Origin of the sequence: Rhodococcus sp. A14, assembly GCF_011603105.1 — a bacterium.
GTDB lineage: Bacteria > Actinomycetota > Actinomycetes > Mycobacteriales > Mycobacteriaceae > Rhodococcus_F > Rhodococcus_F opacus.
Window position 1 is genome coordinate 1 of record NZ_JAAOQS010000228.1, and the last position, 3,151, is coordinate 3,151.

At 65.5% G+C, this 3,151-nt stretch carries 4 protein-coding genes; 2 read left to right on the forward strand and 2 right to left on the reverse strand.

Annotation, left to right across the window (positions count from 1 at the left end; translation table 11 throughout):
- Window positions 1–306: 306 nt before the first annotated feature.
- Together G9373_RS44900 and G9373_RS44905 are read right to left on the reverse strand one after the other, a co-directional pair.
- Window positions 307–1,104 (reverse strand): hypothetical protein, encoded by a 798-nt coding sequence (locus G9373_RS44900; RefSeq protein ID WP_240961152.1) that lies wholly within the window; start codon window positions 1,102–1,104, stop codon window positions 307–309.
- A 129-nt stretch (window positions 1,105–1,233) separates the two neighbouring features.
- Window positions 1,234–1,437 carry a cold-shock protein gene (locus G9373_RS44905; RefSeq protein WP_167121258.1) on the reverse strand — a complete coding sequence of 68 codons (204 nt, stop codon included), beginning with the start codon at window positions 1,435–1,437 and terminating at the stop codon, window positions 1,234–1,236.
- Between the two features lie 717 nt (window positions 1,438–2,154).
- Between G9373_RS44905 and G9373_RS44910 the strand changes: the two genes are divergently transcribed.
- The gene (locus G9373_RS44910; RefSeq protein ID WP_167121260.1) at window positions 2,155–2,475 is read left to right on the forward strand and encodes a hypothetical protein; all 321 of its coding nucleotides are present in this window, start codon (window positions 2,155–2,157) and stop codon (window positions 2,473–2,475) included.
- Between the two features lie 292 nt (window positions 2,476–2,767).
- A complete protein-coding gene (locus G9373_RS44915; RefSeq protein WP_167121262.1) occupies window positions 2,768–3,073 on the forward strand; it encodes a hypothetical protein in 306 nt (101 codons plus the stop codon).
- Window positions 3,074–3,151 lie beyond the last annotated feature (78 nt).

Below are 3,151 nucleotides of genomic sequence, written 5' to 3' on the forward strand. Positions count from 1 at the left end.
CCCCCGCCCCGGCGTCACCCCCCGACGTCGGGGCACATTAATGCCCGGGACCGTCCGAACAGCCACCGTCGACGGCCGCGGTCCTACGCGTCGAAACCAGCCTCGCTGTCGGTTCGCGGGCGTCGGGGTCGCGGAACTTTCGTTTGTCTCGAAGAACACCGCTCCCATGTCGGTGCGCATCTTCGAACATTGGCGCCGCCGGGCGTCCCTGTTGTCAGGTCGAAGGGGTCGTCGGGGGCAGATTCCACTCGTGAGCGTGCACGAGAGGAACCGAGCCGCTCTCCCGCAGACACGCGATGGCGGTGATCATTTCGTCGTCGCGGAGGAAGTGGTCGTTGCTGATCCCGGCGCGCTCGAGCATCGGCACGGCACCTGCCAGGTGTCGAGGTACAGCCGCCACAGCTGGTCGAGGGCGAAGCAGGCGAGGTGCTCGCGAAACGCGGGCTTGTCGGTGACCAGCTTTCCGGTCGGTTCTATCCAGCCGCGGCGCATGATCTCGCCCGCGGAGAAGTGCACTGCCCGGCTCGACGCCGCGGACAGGTAGTCGTACAGCTCGCGTTGCCCGGCACGGTCGGCGACCCACGTCCCCGGCGGCAGAGGGCCGCCCGGCCATCCGTACTGCTTCTTCAGCGTTCTCAGCACGGCTCTGGTTTCCTCGCTCCCGGCTACGGCCCAGTCGAGGAAGGGTTTGGGGTACCACAGCCGGGCCATCTCCTCGTCCCCGATGTAGTTGCGCTGGGCGAGCAGTGCCCGGAGGGAGTCGAAGTTGCTCATCGACGCGAACAACTCCTGGGACCGGCCGCGGTCAAGCGAGGCGAAGAACCGGAGATACATCACGTCGTCGAGGGCGGCGCGCACAAACGCCACGGCCAGATGACCCAAGTCGTGGCGGCTGGGCAGGAGGGCAGCCCGGATGCTGTCCTGCTGGCGGCGAAGGGAACTGTTGACGGCCAGCAGCCGGTAGTCGTGCGCGACGTCGGACCATGCCGGGTCGGTGACGGTCAGTATGTGTTCGGCGCAGTCCGCGAAGTGTTCGACCGCCTCGATCCGCACGGCGAGGGGCGTCCACCGATGAACCGGTCTCTTATCGTCATTTTCGGGCATGGGGCTCATCCCGTCCGACGCTCCGTTGCCTGCTCCATGGACGGTTGCCGTTCGGGCATCCTTTCCCTCACCCATTGCCGGGCTTCGAGGGGCATCCGGCTCGAATCCCTGCGCGCGGTGCAGTGCAGCTCAGGCGGGGCGCACGTTCTGGGCCTGGCTCCCCTTCTGTCCCCGGCCGACTTCGAACTCGACCCGCTGATTCTCCTGCAGCGACTTGTACCCGCTGCACTGAATCTCGGAGAACTGGACGAAGAGGTCCGCGCCGCCGTCGTCCGGGCTGATGAACCCGAAGCCCTTCTCGCCGTTGAACCACTTCACCGTGCCCTGCGCCATGGTCGCTCACTCCCTGTCCCGGCGAGCCGGACCTTCCGCCGAGGACCGACCTCGAACATCCTGACCACCCCATTACCCCGGACGGCCGAAAACCGAACGGGACTGGAGGCGGTGTCCTCGATCCGAACGATGTCAGAAGACTCCCTGCTGGCCACGATCTTGCGATTGCGGCACCGCGTCGACGACGATCCCCGCACCCGTGGGCCGCGGTTTTGTTCGCGCGAGGAGGGTTCGACGTAGGGCGTGCAGCGCATCCCGGACCTTGTTTACCTGCTCGTCGAGGTCAGCGGGCGTGTTCACACGATCCCGTTTCAGGGCACCGCGGCGGTCGGGCTTTCCAGGCAGGGGGTGACGGGTCGGTTTGCCGGGTGTGATGGTGCTGTGACCTGCTGTGATGGCATGTCCGCGGTTTGCGATTGGGGTGCCGGCGACGTGCCGGGGAGTGCTGGCGCCGGGGTGTCGGCGGCGCGCGGGTGTCTGTTTCGTCCGGTTTCGAGCCGCTTTTGAAAGATGTTGATTGAGAACATGTTTGGGTAATCAATTGGGAAATAAGTATTCGTGTGTTGTGCACAAATGTGAGCTTGACCGCACGATGACAGCCGACTGCTTGGGAGTCTGTTCGATCGTGAATGGTGTTCGTGCAGGTCGGGTCGCGTACCGGCCGGGTGGTGCTTATGCTCGATCTCGGGAGTTCGCCGAGCGAAGAGGTGCATCAGCATGGCCCGAAACAGTAGCAACAGGCCGGTCGGTGGCCCGGAGTTGACGGTGGGTGTCCGGGTGCTGGTCCGCAGGAGCGCCGGGGTCGATCTCACCGGTGAGGTTGTCGAGGATTATGCGGCGGTGGCCGATCCCAGCGGCGGTGGTGGGCACGCCTGGGCGCCGGTGCATCGGTGGGCGGTCGCGCTCGACGACGGGCGGCTGGTTTTTGCCGACACCGAAGACCTGACCATCGATCCGGGCTCCTACCGCTCCGCCCCGGACCCGACCCTGGGCCCGGATTCGGGCGTGCGGACGCCCGGCCGACACCGGGGAGAATGATCGACGGCAGCCGCTTCGTGGCCGATTCTGCGGCGGCATCGAACATCGTGCACACGAATTTCGCTAGCAGTCAGTCGATTACATGAATTGACGCGGATAAGGTCGTGAAGGGGCTACGTCGATCTCATCGCATGATCTGTCGGGGTGTGCCTGAGTCGTGGCATAGCCGCACCGGACGTGTCTTGCGTTGTGGTGTTGTTCGGAACTGAGGCTTCCGGTTTACCGTGTCCTGTATGAGGGGTGATGAGGCTCGCGTGGCCCGGGACTTGGGTGGTTGTCGTCCCAGGGGTGGATGGTCCGTATCGAGGTGGATTTCGTCGACATCGTTGCCGAGAAGGACGGCCACCGGCTCTATGGCGAGGTCAAGGGTGCGTCCACCGTGCCGGGGTTGGATGTCGATACCGCGATCGGGCAGCTGGTGAGGCGGATGCCGAGCGAGGCGGATCGGTCGGTGTCGTTTGCGTTGGTGGTTCGTGACGATCCTGGATCGGTGGAGGCTGCGGTGCGGGCACCTCAGCGGATTCTGGATCTGTTGGGGATGGCGCTGTGTGCGGTTGCTGAGGACGGTGGGGTGCGGCAGCTCTTTGGCCGCGTGTGAAGACGTTCCCCCGAGCGTGAGCGGGGACGGTCGGCGGGGTGGGGATACCATCGCCAGGTCCCGCGTGAGTGGGGTAGT